16 protein-coding genes are annotated in these 17,793 nt (G+C 42.4%); 4 read left to right on the top strand and 12 right to left on the bottom strand.

All coding sequences use genetic code 11. From position 1 onward, the window contains the following. Positions 1 to 78: 78 nt before the first annotated feature. Both C8D84_RS00165 and C8D84_RS00160 read left to right on the top strand, forming a co-directional pair. Positions 79 to 1,041, top strand: a complete 963-nt coding sequence (locus C8D84_RS00165; RefSeq protein ID WP_146192874.1) for a hypothetical protein — start codon at positions 79 to 81, stop codon at positions 1,039 to 1,041. A gap of 170 nt (positions 1,042 to 1,211) precedes the next feature. Next, a complete protein-coding gene (locus C8D84_RS00160; RefSeq protein WP_109589161.1) occupies positions 1,212 to 1,652 on the top strand; it encodes a PACE efflux transporter in 441 nt (146 codons plus the stop codon). Between the two features lie 127 nt (positions 1,653 to 1,779). Here C8D84_RS00160 and C8D84_RS00155 read toward each other — a convergent pair whose 3' ends face one another. Beyond that, entirely contained in the window at positions 1,780 to 2,577 is a 798-nt protein-coding gene (locus C8D84_RS00155; protein ID WP_109589160.1) for an enoyl-CoA hydratase/isomerase family protein, read from the bottom strand. 471 nt (positions 2,578 to 3,048) lie between these two features. On the opposite strand from C8D84_RS00155, the gene C8D84_RS00150 reads away from it, so the two are divergent. Next, complete coding sequence (locus tag C8D84_RS00150) at positions 3,049 to 3,861, top strand: alpha/beta fold hydrolase (protein WP_109589158.1); 813 nt, start codon at positions 3,049 to 3,051, stop codon at positions 3,859 to 3,861. Positions 3,862 to 4,112: 251 nt separating this feature from the next. On the opposite strand, the gene C8D84_RS00145 is transcribed toward C8D84_RS00150, so the two are convergent. The 6 genes from C8D84_RS00145 to C8D84_RS00120 all read right to left on the bottom strand — a co-directional run bounded on the left by C8D84_RS00145 (position 4,113) and on the right by C8D84_RS00120 (position 11,403). Continuing rightward, on the bottom strand, positions 4,113 to 5,177 hold the full coding sequence (locus C8D84_RS00145) for an HpcH/HpaI aldolase/citrate lyase family protein (RefSeq protein ID WP_083475641.1): 1,065 nt from the start codon (positions 5,175 to 5,177) through the stop codon (positions 4,113 to 4,115). A gap of 213 nt (positions 5,178 to 5,390) precedes the next feature. Continuing rightward, complete coding sequence (locus tag C8D84_RS00140) at positions 5,391 to 6,587, bottom strand: cysteine protease StiP domain-containing protein (RefSeq protein WP_109589156.1); 1,197 nt, start codon at positions 6,585 to 6,587, stop codon at positions 5,391 to 5,393. A 63-nt stretch (positions 6,588 to 6,650) separates the two neighbouring features. Further along, positions 6,651 to 7,478, bottom strand: a complete 828-nt coding sequence (locus C8D84_RS00135; protein ID WP_109589154.1) for an HAD hydrolase family protein — start codon at positions 7,476 to 7,478, stop codon at positions 6,651 to 6,653. 82 nt (positions 7,479 to 7,560) lie between these two features. Continuing rightward, positions 7,561 to 8,862: a phosphoribosyltransferase domain-containing protein gene (locus tag C8D84_RS00130; protein ID WP_109589152.1), complete on the bottom strand. Its 1,302-nt coding sequence runs from the start codon at positions 8,860 to 8,862 to the stop codon at positions 7,561 to 7,563. 45 nt (positions 8,863 to 8,907) lie between these two features. Further along, a complete protein-coding gene (locus C8D84_RS00125) occupies positions 8,908 to 10,152 on the bottom strand; it encodes a trypsin-like peptidase domain-containing protein (RefSeq protein WP_109589150.1) in 1,245 nt (414 codons plus the stop codon). Positions 10,153 to 10,239: 87 nt separating this feature from the next. Continuing rightward, positions 10,240 to 11,403 (bottom strand): ATP-grasp domain-containing protein, encoded by a 1,164-nt coding sequence (locus C8D84_RS00120; RefSeq protein ID WP_109589148.1) that lies wholly within the window; start codon positions 11,401 to 11,403, stop codon positions 10,240 to 10,242. A 305-nt stretch (positions 11,404 to 11,708) separates the two neighbouring features. Here C8D84_RS00120 and C8D84_RS00115 point away from each other — a divergent pair, with 305 nt between their 5' ends. Continuing rightward, positions 11,709 to 12,998 carry a TerD family protein gene (locus C8D84_RS00115; RefSeq protein WP_109589146.1) on the top strand — a complete coding sequence of 430 codons (1,290 nt, stop codon included), beginning with the start codon at positions 11,709 to 11,711 and terminating at the stop codon, positions 12,996 to 12,998. Between the two features lie 136 nt (positions 12,999 to 13,134). Here C8D84_RS00115 and C8D84_RS00110 read toward each other — a convergent pair whose 3' ends face one another. The 5 genes from C8D84_RS00110 to C8D84_RS00090 form a co-directional block, all read right to left on the bottom strand. Next, positions 13,135 to 13,743 (bottom strand): TerD family protein, encoded by a 609-nt coding sequence (locus C8D84_RS00110; protein ID WP_045445366.1) that lies wholly within the window; start codon positions 13,741 to 13,743, stop codon positions 13,135 to 13,137. Positions 13,744 to 13,852: 109 nt separating this feature from the next. Further along, the gene (locus tag C8D84_RS00105; protein WP_109589145.1) at positions 13,853 to 14,605 is read right to left on the bottom strand and encodes a TIGR00266 family protein; all 753 of its coding nucleotides are present in this window, start codon (positions 14,603 to 14,605) and stop codon (positions 13,853 to 13,855) included. 170 nt (positions 14,606 to 14,775) lie between these two features. Further along, a complete protein-coding gene (locus C8D84_RS00100; RefSeq protein WP_045445372.1) occupies positions 14,776 to 15,351 on the bottom strand; it encodes a TerD family protein in 576 nt (191 codons plus the stop codon). 469 nt (positions 15,352 to 15,820) lie between these two features. Beyond that, positions 15,821 to 16,885, bottom strand: coding sequence for a DUF475 domain-containing protein (locus C8D84_RS00095; protein WP_045445375.1), 1,065 nt, complete (start codon positions 16,883 to 16,885; stop codon positions 15,821 to 15,823). A gap of 274 nt (positions 16,886 to 17,159) precedes the next feature. Beyond that, positions 17,160 to 17,735, bottom strand: coding sequence for a TerD family protein (locus tag C8D84_RS00090; protein WP_055123872.1), 576 nt, complete (start codon positions 17,733 to 17,735; stop codon positions 17,160 to 17,162). Between the last annotated feature and the right edge of the window lie 58 nt (positions 17,736 to 17,793).

Here is a 17,793-nt window from a genome sequence, read left to right as displayed (position 1 = left end):
ATAGTTTTTTGCGTAGACTATTCAAACAGTTTGGTTTGATATATATTTTAAATATAAAAATATTTAGAGGGTGTATTTGTGAAGTTTGAAGATTATTATTGCATGAGACAAATAGAAGAGAGAGGCCTTAAAAGTGAAAATGTTGCTACTAATAAAGAATATACTGATTCCTTAGATGAGTACCGCCAAATTGATGATATTATTCTTGATTTTCATAATAATTTTTATGTTTTTGAGGATTTTTCAAATAAAATTTATACATTCATGCTTTTAATAGTTATGGTTTTTTTAGTATTGAGCTTTAGCTCTTTCAGCTTTTTATCACTATCCATGGCAAGTTTAGAATTTTTAAAATATTTTTTTGATATACCTGTTGAAAAAGTTTTTATAATAAAAGCATGGTATACCTCTATAGGATCAATCGTAATTTCAGCAATTTTATTTGCTTTTTTTCTGTTTTTAAGAGATAAAGGGTATCAAAGTAGCTATTACAAAAGGTTGTTAAAAACTGATAAGACTAGTAATGAGTATACTAGTAAGGGTTTTAATAAGTTTAAAGATTTTACAGTAAGAGATTATAGAATACATTGGATTAATTGCCTATTCGCTCCGAAAGATATTGAATATGTATTCGAAACTTATAATAGCTACGTTAATCACAAAGATGATTTAGATCAAGTTGCTAGTGTAAAAGGTATTTTTACTATATTTGCAACAGGTGGTATAGGATTTTTGGCATCTTATCATGCAAATGTACAAAGTAAAAGTCCAGATTTTTTTTCAAAAGACCCACAATTTTTCTTTAATTTATCATTTATGATTTTTTATACTTTATTATTTGTATCTTTGATATATTTCATATTTTACCTTATGAAGGATTTATTCTTTGATTTTATAGACCTCTTTAGAAAGAATAATGAGGTTACGGAGGTTAGAAAAAAAAGACTTGCCTATTATATACATCAGTCTAGAGTATTAAGGGTTAAAGGAAAATATAGGAAGTTAATAAATAATGCTGCTTTAACCAGTCTTGGGAAGTAGCTAAAAGCTAGGTTTTCCAAATGGCTTTATAATAAATTTATCTCATGTATAATATAAGTGCAGGCGGAAACCGTGGCTCTGCACTATATTTATCTTTTCTAACTCGGGACGGACCGATACTTTGACATGCACCTTGCTGTTTAAATACAGGTGCTTTGGAGTCTTGGTTGATGACCTTATCACCGCTCAAACGTCGTCTGACATATGTGATTATCTTTGAGATTATCGCTATCATTTCTTCTACTTTTGTATTGATGAAACTCAGTGGTAGCGACGCGGCAGAATCATTACCAGTTGCTGTGATGGTGTCATTGGCAGCAGTGATTTGGAACTTCTTATACAATACAGCTTTTGAAGCGTGGGAACGTCGTAAGCATGTGGCAAAGCGCACCTTACTCATTCGCAGTGCGCATGCATTAGGGTTTGAAGGCGGATTGGTATTGATTTGCTTACCACTTTATATGATTTGGTATGACGTTGGCTTAATCAAAGCTTTTATGATGGAAGCGGCGTTACTGCTATTTTTCTTGGTTTATACCTTTATCTTTACCTTGGGTTTTGACAAGATATTTACCTTACCGCATCACTATAAGACAGCCTCTGATTCTTAAGAGTTAAAAGTGTTACTTAAAGATATGCTTAATACAGAATTTTCTTGATACTGTATGACCCAAAAATAAAAGGCTGCCATTAGGCAGCCTTTTTGATGATAGCGCAAAAAAGAGTGTGATCAGGTTATTATTTACCTTGATAAACTGGCTTACGTTTTTCCATAAAGGCGGTAATACCTTCTCTAAAATCATCCGTTTTAGCAAGCATGGTCTGTTGATCCACTTCCATATCGAGCGCTTCATTGAGACCCATATAAGCGTGCGTATTAATCATATGCTTCATTGATGCCAATGCCTTTCCGGGCAGATTGCTCAGGCGCGTTGCCAATGCCAATACGCTAGCATCCAGCTCGTCGCTACTGACCACATCATTAACCAAGTTTAAGCGTGCCATATCTTCCGCTTTGAGTTTATCGCCAAGCATGACCATCTCAGTGGTTTTTGCCACACCGATCAATTGATTCAGTAAATAAATGCCGCCAGCATCTGGTATTAGACCGATATTGACAAAGGCTTGCACGAATTTGGCATTATCAGCGGCTATGCGAAAATCACAAGTCAGTGCCAAGTTCATGCCAGCACCAGCGACGGCGCCTTCTAATTTGGCGATAATAGGCTTATGAATATTACGCAACTTTAAGCTAATCTCAGCGACTTCGCCAACCATGAAATTTAGCTTATTCGACAGTGCCTCGCTTTCCATGCCGTTTTCTAACATCTCACCGATATGACCGCCACTTGAAAAGTTATTGCCTGCGCCTTGCAGGATGATGACTCTGACGTCTTTGTCTTCATCTGCGTTCGTCAGTGCATTCATCATGGCATCTTTGAGCACTGTGCTAAAGGCATTCAGTGTTTTGGGATCGTTCATCGTGATGGTTGCGATATGGTTTTCTACTTGATATTCGACGAGAGGGTTTGACATAGTTGATATCCTTAATTGAGTTTTCTGTAAAACATTTTTGGTAACACTAGCTATTGGCAGTAAATGTGACAAATAATGCAATGCCAAATACTATAGCAGTTTGAGCTTATTATAAAAGCAGGATGTGTGCGCGCTTAAGACATGATTCAGGCATGGTGTTTTTTGCTGCTATCATATTGCTAAAGCTATTAAACCTACCATTCAAAAATAAGGCTACTATCTGTAGAAAGGTTGAATTATGCTAAGGCATGTCCTCAATTCAATCGAGCATTCTCTAAATGGGTTAAAAATGGCTAAATTCTGCCAAACTGCGTCAACTAGCTGATGAATATCTCGATATTATTTGTGCTATTTTCCTTGTTTGGCGGCAATTTATCTCATTTTTTTCACCATTTTTAAAATGAAGACACGCTCTAGAAGGCAGGTTTTAAAGACTGATTTTTTATTTATTAAACCAACAAGGAAGTGGTTATGCCAATTATTCATGTCAATAATGTTGAACTTTATTATGAAGACAGCGCGCCAAACGATAAGCAAAAACCCATCATGGTATTTGCCCACGGTCTGCTGTGGAATACGCACCTATTTGACAAGCAAGTCGACTATTTCAAAGCCGGTTATCGCTGTATTACGTTTGATTTTCGAGGACAAGGTCAGTCTGAAATAACCAAGTCTGGCTATGATATGGAAACCTTAACCGAGGATACATTGGCATTATTAGAGGCGCTAGATATTCATAAATGCCATTTTTTAGGGTTATCGATGGGTGGGTTTGTCGCCCAGCGTGTCGCACTCAAACGCCCTGAGCTATTGCTGTCGCTTACCCTGTTAGAGACTTCTGCTGATCCTGAAGATCCCAAAAACGTGCCGCAGTATCGTAAGCTGGTCAAAGCCATTCGTTGGCTGGGTCTCAAACGCGTGAGTAACAAGGTCATGCCTATTATGTTTGGCAATACTTTTTTGACAAACAGGTTGCGTAAGTCTGATCGTAAGCAGTGGTTAACGATGCTACAAGGCAATCGCAAAGGCGGAGTCATTAAGGCCACAATGGGCGTCATTGAGCGGGCAGGCACCTACGATCAGCTAGGGAGTATTACGGTGCCGACATTAATTGTGGTTGGTGATGAGGACACAGCAACCCCTTATTCAAAGGCTGAACGTATGCATTTTGCGATTGCAGGGTCTAAATTGGCAGTGATCAAGGGCGCTGGTCATACCGCCACCGTAGAAGAGCCTGAACAGGTCAATCGAGTGATTAACACCTTTTTAGCGGACTGTGTCTAGTTTTGAGTTGGTCTTGAAATAGCCTTAAATAAGGCATCGTTTTAATAGTAATAGAGTGATGACATCTTTGTGCTAAAAAAGCCGTTATCTTGAATGTGATAACGGCTTTTTTATTGAGCGCATGTAAAAGAGTGCATTTAAAATATTGATTTGAAATATTAATTTGAAATTAGGGCACGTAATCATTTTTAGCCCATTTAGGCGCTTTCGTTCAGATTGAGGACATGCCCTATTAACCTTAAGACTTTTATTTATAACCGTGCCGTATAGTCATTATTACCGTCATCAAGGGTGCCACATGCCTCGGCACGATTGACGATTTCTGTTGCCCACGCGCGATGGGTAGCAGGCTCTAGCATAGTATTATTATATTTAAACACCGCTTTCGCCTCGCTATGCAAGATTGCTTGTGCTTCATCTAAAATGCTCAATGGTACGCAATAGGCTTGTTGCACCAGCGCAATTTGGCTTGGATGAATGACCGTTTTGCCGACCAATCCTAAGCTAACATCGCGGGTTAGCTCTTGCATAAATAGCGTTGGCTGATCCAAATATTCAAAGACAGGCGCTGTTAAGTAAAAGCCATGCGGCACAAAGCAGCCGAGCAGCTGATAGGCAAGGGTGCCGATAGGGGTATCATAAACGATGCTGTTTTTGGGACGTCGCAAACGCAATGCTGCAAATAAATCATTGCCACCGATACGCAAGGCAAATACAGGCTGGCTAAAAGCTTCTTTAAAACCAATGGCCAATTCCTGATTATGATGCGGATTAAATAGGGCTGCGGTTTCAAGCGTCGGCATCAATAGTTGCTCAGTACTCAGATTTTGGCAGGCCATACGCCAATTGGATAGGCTATACATGTCGACTTTCGGCATGACAAAGCCATCAATCAAATCGATATGGGCAAAACCTGATAACTGCTCTAACATCGCTGGATGACGCGGGCGTATAAATACCAGCGGGCGTGTTGGTTGCTCAATCTGAATATCGGCATGTTTTGATGGGTCATTGATGCTATCGACATGCGTCGCCCATGTATGCAGCAACGTTTGCAAGCGCTCAAGTGCCAGCTCAACATCATTATGGCTAACCGCATCTTCTAGGCAGATGATAATACTATTAATCGTTGGTAATTTATCACGCTTAATGACTTGCCAAATATCTTGGCGAGTTGCTGGCATGTATAGGCTAGCCCCCAACTGATACGGGTGATGCGCATGTGGTTTGAGCATCGCATGACGCTCAGTAATGAGGTGAGCGTAAGACTGGGTGTTTTGATAAAGAGTAGACTCGTTGTTTTGCATATCTGACATAATTGGCATCATCAATAGTGATAAGTGAATGGTTATAAAATCTAAGAAGTATCATCAAGCGGTATGGCTTAGCAGCAATGACCGCAAACCCAAAAATACGTTTGGTAATGTCAAATTCGTTTAGCCGACAAGAAGGAGTAGTTTTACCTTTTTCTTTCGCTGCTTTGATTTTGAGATGGGTCTGGTTTATAAAAACCGTGAGTGTAGCAATGATTAATGGTCTTCGCTACGTTGCTTGATAAGCGTGATGGCTTGATAGGGATGTATTTTATCACCTAATACACTAACAATGATATTTCGCTGGGCACATAAATGTCTTAGCAGTATGGTATCAGGATGATCAGCGCTGGCTAATAGTATGCGTTCAGGGTCACGGCGCAATATCGCCCGTGTTGCCTCTGCAATCGTTGGCTTAATGCGGTTACGATTGCTGATATCGTAGTCTGCTGCTAGCTTGTCGATTAAAGCAGCTGTCTGATAGCGCGGCTGCTGAAACGTCGGCAAGCATTCCAAAGGTGGGGCTAATGCACGGCGCGCTGCATCGATATGAGTGATGAAAGCTAAGCTATGGTCGACCTCAATTAAGTTATCATAAAACACGCTGCGGTGTAGCCCCAATGCTGGATCGGTATATAAACTTCGCGAAATCAGTCCTGATACCGTGCTATTTAATAGCCCTGAAGGAATCAGCCAGTCATCGATGCTAGCTGCAAGCCAAGCAACACCAGCTGGATCAGCCAGCGTTAATAAGGGAATAACACCTACGCCTTGATGAAAAATATTGGCAAAGTTTGCATGGCTAGGATCACTAAATTTTTCTAAACTATGAGCAAGCTCTTGATAAATCGCGCCTTTGCCTGTCCAACCGTCAACAAATACGATAGGACTGTCTGGATGAGCATTCAATATCATTTGTAACGCAACTGGATCAAGTCCGCGGTCGCGAATGATGCTGATACCATAATGCACGCTCGGCAAAGCATAGCTGCTATTAACGTCTGCTAACGCACGCTGCAACAAAACGCCAACTGGCAAACCTGCGCGCACCAAACTGACTAAGACTAGCGGGCGCTCATTACTAACGTTATGTTCATTTCGAGATTTTTGAAAAATGTGATGTAGCGTATAAGCCAAATTAGCAATATCAGTGGCAGTCCTCTCAGCTCCTTGCTCTAATGCTTGCGTGTATAGCTGCTCATGCATAGCAGTAGGCGCTTGCTCCAAGGTCAACATATCAGAATAATGACGTTGCCCACTTTGAATAAGTGCTTCTTTTTGACTGACTGGCACATCGGCGACCGCGTTTTTAGCGACTATATCGAGCAGTACGGTCACATCACTGGCAAGATAGCTGCCTGAGCCATATGCTTCTAATTTTTGAACATTAGGGTTCGTTATATGATGGGTCATAAAATAATTTCTACTTCTATAAACGGCGGCGATTATTGTTTTTATTTAGGAGGGATTAAGTGTTTAGAATGATTGAGAGCTAAGTCGTTCATGTAACTGACCATGATTGGGCATACCATACCAGTCAAGCAGCTGTAAAAATGGTAAATCTGCCAAACTGTCACCAAAGCCAAAGCTTGGTCGTTGACTGCCTAAATGATTAGCTAACAAGAACTGTACCGCATGGCGCTTATGAACTGCGTGCGGCAATATCGCTAGATTATTCGCATTCACGTGCACATAAAAATCCTGCTCAAAGTCTCGTATTAACGTTGGCAGTTTTGCAGAGAGATCTACTAATGCTTGATGGTCTTTTTGCGCATGTTTGATAGCCAGATAAATGGTTAATTCTCTATCATTAGCGCCATTGTTAAAGCTATCGATATGCGGTGTAAAGACCAGCTGGCTACTGTCATTTTTGCTGTGATTTGCGAATAGCTGGCTCAGCTGCTGCAATTTTTCTTGCAATGGCGCAAGCTTACTATACATATGCTGTTGCCACTGGGCTTGTAATGCACCGTCTTTGTCAAGAATAAGCGCGCCATGAGTCAAAACTTGCCAGCTATCAAAAGGCAGTTTTACGCGCTGGATTTCACTACGGTCACGTGCCGTCACTACGATTAGATCAGTGCTAGCAAGTAGCCAGTTAAAAAACGTGGCTTGGCGCTGACTCATAAAACTTAATGGCTCGCCTTGTTTGTTAACGGTTGCGCAAACTAAGTTTTCAGCTTCAGTGGTGGGTAAGTCCCATGCGTCAATTTTACGCTGAGTTTGAAATAGCGTGTCGTCCAAATCCATTAGCGCGTAAGGCTTAACGATATCAGGATTGGCTTGAAAAAATGGGCTGGTCATAAAGGTGTCCGTAAGGGTTGAATGTGAAAAGCAGAGCGGGATTTAGATGGTGGTTGTAAGAGGACAGTTCTTATAAAATAATTTACAGCGTCGGACTCACCACCAATACATTCTCCAAACTTTTCCACATACCATCAACGCTATCAGTGGACGTTTCCACACACAAGACAATCAAATCCCAATCGCTAGGTGTAACGTTATACGCAAAGTTGGTCATACCAAGTCCATAATTATCATTAAAACTTAGCATCGAGGTAATTGCGCCACCAAGCGCAATCGGTGAGCGGGTTAACGCACTAAAATTAACCGTATTCTTACTATTCTCTATATGCGTATGTTGCGCAAGCCATTCCGCCAATAAGAACGGCAACCAAACAAACTCATTACTGCCCAATACTAGAATTCGCTGTGGCAACTGCTCTTTATCAAACGGCTCTTTCTCAGGTTGAGCTTGCTTGTTAAAAACATTAAAGGCAGTTTGAAACCTCAAAAGATAATGATCAAACCCATCGGTGCTATCTAGGGTTGGGAAACGTCCCCAATTACCAGTATTACCTAGAGACTGACTGCCTGCTTCAGTTGTATCAACCGATGGCATCGTTATCGGTTCGGGATTGGGCGCATCCGTCCAAGTCCATGCACCAGACAGTAGATGATGACGTTGAAAGTGGATATTGGGCAGGCGTTTTGCGATTTGGTCAGACACAGCTTCATTTACATCGGCTGCATTCTGATTCTGGTTTAAAGACCAATCAACCAAAGTGGTAAGATGTACTTGCTCTAGTTGGTCAAGTCCTGCGTTACGAAGGGCAGTGACGACATTGACGCAAGTATTACCCGTCGATGCTTCATCATCCACCATAATCAAGGTTTTGCTCGTTAGTAATTGCGCTTGGGTCACTGTATCTGCACTTTGATAAATGAGATGCTGGCTGGCATGACTGTGGTCTTCGCTGAAAGTGGTTAATAAGGTATTAGTATTATTAATATCTTGCTGCGCATGACGCGTAGAGTTCAATAGTAAGGCATTGGGATAACGCGTTTGCAGCGCTTGGTGCACACCGGCAGATAAGCCAACGGCTGTCTCTGCCATACCGATGACTAAAATCGGCTCAGGCAAATCGCTAGGAACCAAATTCGCCAAGTCAGTAAAAGCATGACGCATGATGCTAGGAGCTACTGGAATATGACGACCTAATACTTTTGAGACAAACAAAAAGGCACGTTTTGGGTTAATGCGTTGTGCAAATCCAAGTAAGTCTTCTAATTGATAATCGTTACTTGGTTCTGCCCCATTTTTCGTAGTGGCTGAATTGGTTTGATAGGTCAAATCCAGCGTACCGCGAGGTAGGGTAATGGTCGTGCTGTGTTGCTTATTTAACATTCATATTCCTTTGGACTTTCTTTTATATATAGTTACGTGTATTTCCTAACCTTGACAACCTACTAACCACAAAGCACCGCGACTTTGTTTGCTTAATTGAGGCGTGGTCAGCGGCGCAGCTGTCGTGCGTGACATGCCATATGAGCTAGATGAGTTATCTAGACTGATTCCGGCGCTCGCGAGTAGGGCGGATAATAACTGAAATTTCACCGCATAGTTCATATTTTGTGCATGTTCATGGACGAGGCTGGACGTTACCATGCCGATAACTTCGCCAGTCGGCAGTAATAAAGGGCTGCCACTAGAGCCTGGCTGAATAGGCGCAGTAAATTGCAGATAGCGAATATCATCGCCAAACCCTGTCAGTCCTGAGATGCAGCCTTGCGTTACTTGTAATTGGCTACTCAATCCTGATAACGGAAATCCCAAGGTGGTGATGGTTTCACCTAAATTATCAGTACAACGCTGTGCTAAGGGTAAATAACTTGGCAGCGGCTCGCTTACTCTAATAATGGCTGAATCACTACCGATATCGCTGAGTACCACTTGCGCTTCACGATCAGGCTGCCCTTGCTGACGCACACCAATCATCGCCGCCGATTCAATGACATGATAACAAGTCAGTAAATGATAGGGATCGATAGCAAACGCTGTCCCTGTCCAAGTTTCACCAGATTGAACTTGTCTGGGCGGACGTGCGTCACTGTTAGGATAACCTTGCTGCTGTGCGCGCTGGGCATCTTGGATAAGGGCATGCGTATCTGGCGGACGCATATCAAGGCTCACTTGTACATGATGCTCAAGACTTGCCAGTCCTTGGGTGGAGCTTTCACCAAGGGCACGGCATTTAAATTGTCCATTGCGTCGGTATATCTCTAATATGATCGCCGCCTTGACATGGCGCTCGCTTGCGGTAAATTCATAACAAATGTCGCCCTCATTGAGGGTTAAGTTTACCTTGCTCAATTCAACGGCAGGTAAGTTTAGGCTTGGCTCATGATAAACATAAGCAATCAGTTGTAAAAAGCTTGCACCTTGTTTATCAAACAATGCAGGCAAATCCAATTGCCATGCATTTGGATCATCTTTGCTATTGAGCTGCGCCCATTCCTTCGGTTCATGAATATAAGCAGGACTACAAGCGGCTTTGCGATGCTCATCCAAAGGTAGCCATAATAGCCCAAGCTGCTCGCCAAACTTTGACTGATTTGTCGTCGAAAAGGCGACCGAACAATTCGCTGTCGCGATGACCGTATTTGCCCCTAACACTAACGTGGTTTGTGCTGTCATCGTTTGCCTCTTATTGAATATATTCGGTTGTCATGGATGTATTATTGTCGATTCATTGCCGTCAGCTTTTTATATTATTATTTTGACTTATTCAGTGATGTCTTCTTCAACTTTTACACCGACCATAATTGAGCGTACTTGGCAGGGGGTAATTTGTTGCGCGATATCAGCCAGTATCGGTTTATCGGTTAAGCCTAGCCAATAAGCAAATCCAACTTGGGTCAAATCCACACCGCTATGGGTGGTGTAATCAATGCCACCAGAAGGGCGACTATTAATCTCAAGCACACGGTGCTGACCGTCATCATCAGCTTTGGTTTGGACACTGACGATGCCATCGCAGCCAAAGGCTTTAATCAGTGGGATGACGACATCCATGACCGCTTGCTCGTAGCCGATATGCTGGATTTTCCCCGTTTTATAACGGGTGACGGCAGCCAGCACTTCGCCATATTCACAGACGACATCGATAGAGTACTCTTGCCCTGACAAATAAGGCATTAGCAGCATAGGAATAGGGCGCTCATGCACCATTAGGCTGTTTGCATAGGCATTGATAAATTGCGTGGTATTGATTTTTTTCTCTTCGGTAAAGTATAAATGCTCAAAGCTATCGTACAGTTCCCCATCATTTTTGGCTAAATCTAGTCGCCAAAATCCTTGTGCAAAGATACCCGTGACCGGTTTGACACATAACGGCTGATCACCATGCATGTCAAGTAACGCTTCAAGCTCTGCGACATTATCAAAGCGCCACGCCTCGGCAACGGGAATATCATGCTGATGACACTGCTGCATAAAGGCAAACTTATCATCTATTACTTCTAACGCTGCCCCACTCGTTGCACCCGTCAATAAACGAATACCAGCCGCGTCAAACGCCTCACGGTGGGCTTCGTAATCAATACCATTGCGCCCAGTGAGCAATACTTTTACGTTGTTTTTCTGCGCTTGTTCTAACACAAACTGCCACCGCGGCATCAATGGCTCAACAGATTCGAGCACGACTTGCTCATCGTTCTCTGCGGTGCTAGTAGAAGGCTCGCGGTAAACGCTGTCAGCAAATTCAAAAATCTCAGGTCTATTGTGGCGATGTGAAGCGATAATGTTGAACGGAGTATCAGCGTGATTTTTTAGGGTTTGCAGGCTGGCTAACATATCACGCTGGCTTGACTGACCTTCAGCTAACCAAACGGCAGGTGACGCGGCAGTTGATGTTATATGATCGTTATCGTTAGCAGGGGTTTTCATAATTCTCTCAGCATTATCGTAGGTTTTAGATATAATTGAATAATTCACTATCGTCATCGCAACACCATCAGGAATATAAGCAAGCCGTAATATTGCTAATAGTAGGGGCTATTATATACAAATGCTAAGCGTTATAAATGCTGCTGACAAAATAGCTTGAAGGATTTGTAAAAATATTTTTCAGGGTCATTGGCATGTTATTGAAGGGTCGTACGCTTTAAAAATCAGCGGCCATCCATGCTACTATATGACAATTATTAGCATAACAAACACACGCACATAATAAATAATTCAAAGGATGTATGATGAGCCAAATCCAACCTCAAAAACTGATTGCTGGTGCCAATGCGCCACTGCCGACGGATCATATTAGCATTCGTATTTTAAGCCAAAGTGCAGTCGATTGCGCGGCATATCGCCTGACAACTGACGGTAAAGTACGCGGCGATGGCGACATGATATTTTATGGGCAGACACGTAGCGATGATGGCAGTGTGAGTTTCCGTGGTCATGATAGCGATGGGTTTTTTGATATTAATTTACCTGCGCAGCCTGCAAATATCGAGAAGATAGCATTAGCGTTTTCTAGTGCGCAGACGCTTGCTCAAGTTGGCGATGTCGATATCCAGGTATTGCAAGGCAGCCAAGTGCTGATGACTTGCCAATTAAGTGCAGCTGGACGTAATGAAAAAGCGATTATTTTAGCGGAATGTTATCGCCGCCAAGGTAGCTGGAAGTTTCGTTTTATTGCTCAAGGTTTTGAAGGAGGGCTGAAGCCTTTGTCTGAGCATTTTGGTGTAGAGATTGCTGATGAAGCGCCCGCTCAAAGCCCTGTACAAGACCAGTCACAAGGTCAAGCTCAGCCCATCAATACGCAGCGCCCAATTAATACGCAGAAAGCAGATAGTGCACCTCAAACAAGCACGCCGCCGCCAATTCCTACAGCTTCTCCAAATCCGTCAATTGACTTAAGCAAAATCACTTTAACCAAAAATCAGTCTAGCATCAACCTAAAGAAACGTGATGACTTTGGTAAAATCTCTGTCAACTTAAACTGGAACCAAAATCCAACTGCCAATCAGCAAGCACCCAAAAAAGGCTTGTTAGGCGATCTTTTCAAACAACATAAAGCGGGCGGTATTGACCTTGATGTTGGGGCGATGATTCATCTAAAAAATGGTGAAAAAACCTTGATTCAGGCCTTGGGCAATCGCTTTGGTAGCTTAACATCAGCGCCTTACGTGTGTTTGCGTGCCGATGATAGAACTGGACAAGTCAGCGGCGGTGAGTGGCTCGATATTAATGGGCAACAGTGGTCGCAGATTGAAGAAGTCTTTATCTTTGCTTTCATCTATGAAGGTGCACCCAATTGGGCGCAAACAGATGGTGTCGTGACCATTCATGTGCCCGACCAACCCCCGATTGAGACACGTTTGACAGAAGGGACAGGTAATCTACCAATGTGTGCGATTGCGCGCTTGGTCAATCAAAATGGCAGTATCAACGTTGAGCGTATTAATGAGTACTTCAAAGGACATCAAGAGATGGATAAAGCCTTTAACTGGGGCTTTAGCTGGAAGCGAGGGAGTAAGTAACAGTTTTAATTATATTCTTTAGCACACGTAAAAAAACAGCCGACCTAATTATAGATGGGCTGTTTTTTCTCAATAACGTTGCTTCAAGAGCTCATTTTAACGGATGAACGCTAATCCAACTCAAGCTTTGAATTCTTTACGCATGCGGCGTGATGGCAGGCATCAAGTCATGAAAAGTACGACCAGAAGCCGTTTCACCAATCGCATGCATTTTCCACTCGTTATTATGACGATATACTTTTGCCATAATCATCGCGGTATGTCCACCTTGCGCTGATAAATTGTAGCGCGCGACTTCCTGATTGTTATTGGCATTGACGATACGACAAAATGCATTTTCTACCGTTTCAAAGGTTTGACCAGTGAAACTATTGACCGTAAATACTAGAGAGACGACATTGGCAGGGATTTTTGAAAGATCGACATTGATAACTTCGTCGTCACCATCGCCGTCGCCAGTGCGGTTATCACCAGTATGGACAATACTGCCATCTTTTGATTTCAGCTGACTGAACCAAATCGCATCGATGGCTTGTTTATTGGTATCAAACATGATGCACGAGGCATCTAAGTCAATCGAGTCGCCGCCGCTACCACCACCGAATAACTTGCCCAGGAACCCACCTTTTTTATCTTGAGGGTTTTGAGCAACGTCCCAACCCAGACCCAGTTTTACTTGGGTAAGCTCGCCGCCCGCTTCTTTGCTTAGGGAGATTTTTTGACCTTTTTGTAAACTAACTGCCATGTGATATTCCTTATACTACAGTGTTATAGTAATTGTGAGTAGAGGGTTAAATAAAGTCTATAATGACGAGGAGTCGTTGTAACATACAGCTTTAAAAACATAATAATAGCTATAAGATATTGCCAAGTAAGCCACTATTGCCGCCGCGACCGCCGGAGCTAGTCCCTAAGATGCTTTGTAGCCAGCCTTGGTAACTATCACGATTACGAGAGCAGATAATGACTTTGCCTGAGCCTGAGAAGTTTAAAACCATACCTTCGCCACTGGTGACCGAATTGATAATATTGCCCATGAAGCCTTTTTTCTTACTGGTGGCGACTGACAGTTTGTATTCCAAACGCGAGTCCCAACAGACCACATGACCGTTATCAATGATGACGTCTTTACCAGGTTCAACATCAATCTCAAACAATGAGCCAAAACCCGATACCACTACCTGACCTTGACCTTGCGTCTGCATCACCATAAAGCCGCCAGTATCACCAAAGACGGCGCCACCTAGATTACGTTGAATCTTAGCCTTCACATCGACGCCCGTTTGCGCCGCGACAAATGCGCCGTCACTGAGCGTATATTGCTGCGCACCGCAATCAATGATTTGCATATCACCGTCGAGCGTTGGCGCAAGTAAACAATCGCCTTCACCGTTCACGGCTTCAATCTGCTGTTGAAATAGTGACTCGTCATTGGCAAAACGACGCATGAGTGATTGCATCAGACCGCCTTGTAGCTTGCCTTTTAGCTCAAGGTTTGATTCCATCATCACCATTGCATTGGCTTCACAATAGATAGAGTCGCCTTTTTTGAGGTTACAATGAAGAAATGGTTCAATGGTACCGATTAAGCTAAACGTGGCGGTCATAGGGTGCGAATCCTTATATCAGTATTCTATATGTTTATAAGTCATATCTGTAAGTCGGCTTAACCATAGATTTTCGCTAGCCTATTACTTTTAAAGCCATCAAATGCGATAGTAGGGCACACTTGATGGCTTTTCGGCTTATATTATTAGCGCTAAATGTTAGTCAGCTCTTAAACATTAACGCCATAAGAAGCCGCTAATGGTCCAAGACCACCGCTGAAGCCTTGACCAACGGCACGGAATTTCCAGTCACCACTATGGCGATATAATTCACCAAAAATCATCGCAGTTTCGGTGCTACCGTCTTCTGATAAGTCATAACGTGCGATTTCAGCATCGCCATTGTCGTTAACGACACGGATGTAAGCGTCACCCACTTGACCAAAGTTTTGATTGCGGCTTTGACCTTCATAAATAATCGCACAGATAGCGACTTTGCTCACGTCAGCTGGAATGCTAGCAAGATTGATTTTGATTTTTTCATCATCGCCGTCGCCTTCACCAGTACGGTTATCGCCAGTGTGCTCAACCGCGCCATTGTCTGACTTTAAGTTGTTAAAAAAGATGAAATCTTGGTCATTACGTACTTTGCCTGCTTCATTGACCAAAAAGCCAATCGCATCTAAGTCAAACTCTTGACCGTCAGTAGCACGTGGATCCCAGCCAAGACCGACTGTAATATTGGTTAAACCCGGCGCTTCTTTTGATAAGTTTACGTTGCCGCCTTTTGTTAAGCTAATAGCCATATAAATATCCTTTTGATTAATAATTGAGTGGATTGAATGATAAAAAAAATGAACTAAAATAGTGCAGTGGTCGATATATAAATGCAAACAATGAATAAATTTACTCGTATGCCACGCCCTGCATATCATTACGATTTACTATACTAAGCGATTGCTTACTAAGCAAGGCGTATTTTGTGTGATTACGATATGATTACTAAGCGACATATCAATGCTGCAAGTCTGATACTTTTTAACCGTCCGAGCAACAGTCGTTAAGGTGTTGTTATCAAAAAGTAAATTAAATCGTCAGGCAGTGCAACATAAAAAAGCACTTATTCAACGGGTGTCAAATAAGTGCTTTAAAGCAAAAACGGGTCATACCAACTGCTTTGGTACAACCCGTCTATTTTTAAACTAACTTTATCTATCCACTTTATACTGTTTGATATTAAAAATTTTTGCTTGGGTTTTTAACATCGAACGAGCATCAAGTAATTGATTTGGCTTCTCGCTTACGATAATTGAGTGAAGCGACAAACGCCCAACCAATAAAGGTAATACCAATCAGACCAGTGATAAGCTCTGGTACATGGAATTTCACTGATAGCAGCATGATGATAGCTAAAGCACCGATAGCATAATGCGCGCCATGCTCAAGATAGACATATTCATCAAGGGTGCCTTTGTCGACCAAGAAGATAGTCATCGAACGTACGAACATCGCACCAATAGCCAGACCTAGCATAATAACGATTACGTCATTAGTAATCGCAAATGCGCCAATCACGCCATCGAAACTGAATGAAGCATCAAGGACTTCTAGATATAAGAAACCGATAATACCACCTTTCATAATCGCGCTAGTTGCAGCACCAGTACTATTACCTTGAGCGTCTAGTTCTTCTTCAAGATCACCCTCTAACATACCAGAAACCACTTGTACGCCAAGGTAAACTAAGATGCCCCATACGCCAGCGATTAGGACCGCAGCTGATTGCTCAGGCTTGGCAAATGATACGGCAATCATCAAGACGATAAGCGCGACAAACACGCTCATGGCATCGACTTTGCCTAATTTTGCCAGACGGCTCTCAAGCCAATCGAACCAGTGTACTTCTTTTTCATCAAAGATGAAGTTTAAGAAGACGAGCAATAAGAAAATACCGCCAAATGCTGAGATTTCGGCATGATGCGCCAATAGTCTGGCTGAGTATTCTTTAGGATCGTTCAATGCCAAATCTATAACTTGCATCATACCAAGGTCGGCAGTAACAGCGACGATAACAATAGGGAATACCAAGCGCATACCAAAGACGGCGATTAAAATACCTACCGTTAAAAATATCTTTTTCCAAAACTCGTCCCAGCCCTTAAGGACTGAGGCGTTGACCACCGCATTATCAAACGATAATGAAATCTCCATGACGGCCAAAATAGCGGTAATAGATAAGGTGGTTATCATACCGCCCATACCGCCATGTGAATATCCCCACCATGCCGCGACCGCTAGGGCGATGGCGGTGAAAATAAAGTCTAAATAAAAATGTCTCATGACACATCCTGTCTGGTTGCATAAAGCTAAGGTCGGCCTACTATAGGCACAAACCACAAAAAAAGCGGTTATCGCTAACCACTTTTTTTGCATAATTCTAAACGAAACATAAAGCATTACTAGTCATTTAGCTATGAATAATTGTGACTATTTTGCAACCATATTTTACAGCCATTATCATTGCTAATGGTAAGTACAAATAGAGGGCTAATACTTGCTTTATATTTTGAGTTTAATGGTCATATAGTAGTCTAAGCATGAATAAGTTATCACATTAGATAACAACGCCATACTGTTGACACATGGCTTGCAAGCCGCCTGAATAGCCTTGACCAACGGCGCGGAATTTCCATTCACCGTTGTGACGATAGACTTCGCCGAATACCATTGCTGTTTCAACAGAGTAATCTTCTGCCAAATCAAAACGTACCACTTCAGTACCTGTCTCTTCATTCACGACACGAATAAAGGCATTGGCAACTTGACCAAAGTTTTGACTACGAGCCGCCGCATCATGAATAGTAACAGTGACGACAATTTTATCCACATCAGCTGGGACTTGGGTGAGGTTTACTTTGACGACTTCATCATCTCCATCACCTTCGCCAGTGCGGTTATCACCAGTATGCTCAACCGCGCCATTATCAGACTTAAGCTGGTTATAGAAAATGAAGTCATGGTCGCCGCGTACTTTACCTGCCGTATTCAGTAAAAACACACTGGCATCAAGATCAAACTCAGCACCAGAAGTTGCGCGTTCATCCCAACCAAGACCGATAAGCAGTTTGGTCAAATTTGGGTCAGTTTTGGTAAGCGATAAGTTACCGCCTTTATTAAGTGATAAAGCCATGGGGTTATCCTTGTTATTAGAGTGATTAAGGGTTTGATAGTTAAGTTATATAAATAAA

Origin of the sequence: Psychrobacter immobilis, assembly GCF_003148585.1 — a bacterium.
GTDB classification, from domain to species: domain Bacteria; phylum Pseudomonadota; class Gammaproteobacteria; order Pseudomonadales; family Moraxellaceae; genus Psychrobacter; species Psychrobacter immobilis.
This window is presented reverse-complemented; position numbering and strand designations above follow the sequence as displayed.